This window comes from Pseudoduganella buxea, assembly GCF_009720835.1.
GTDB classification, from domain to species: Bacteria; Pseudomonadota; Gammaproteobacteria; order Burkholderiales; family Burkholderiaceae_D; genus Rugamonas; species Rugamonas buxea.
The window spans coordinates 1-365 of the sequence record NZ_WNKZ01000272.1; the positions used below are offsets into that span (position 1 = coordinate 1).

Here is a 365-nt window from a genome sequence, read left to right on the forward strand (position 1 = left end):
GCGAAAAAAAAGGCGCTGTGCCCCGGTCGCAAGGAACTTTTTGGCTCGACCATTGTCATACCGTAAGTTGGCATTAGCCAAGACGGAGGTGAGCATGGAAATCGACGAGTACGCGGCGGTGCGGACGCAATGCCTGGCCTGGCTCACGAGGCTGACCGGCGAGCAGGGCGACGGCTTGCGCCGTCTGTTCGAAGGATGTGCATCGCTGGCCGACTGTCTGGCAATCATCGAAGAGCGCGGCGCGCGCATGCGCTGTTGCCCCCACTGCGGCGCCGACAAGCTGTACCGTCACGGCATCCTGCGCGGCCTGCAGCGCTACCGCTGTCGCCAGTGCCGCCGCTCCTTCAACGCGCTGACGAAGACCC

The 365-nt window shown here is 64.1% G+C and carries 1 protein-coding gene; it reads left to right on the top strand.

Annotated elements, in window-relative coordinates; genetic code table 11:
* Positions 1 to 94: 94 nt before the first annotated feature.
* The coding region (locus GM672_RS29830; RefSeq protein WP_443094187.1) for an IS1/IS1595 family N-terminal zinc-binding domain-containing protein at positions 95 to 365 on the top strand (271 nt) is incomplete at its 3' end.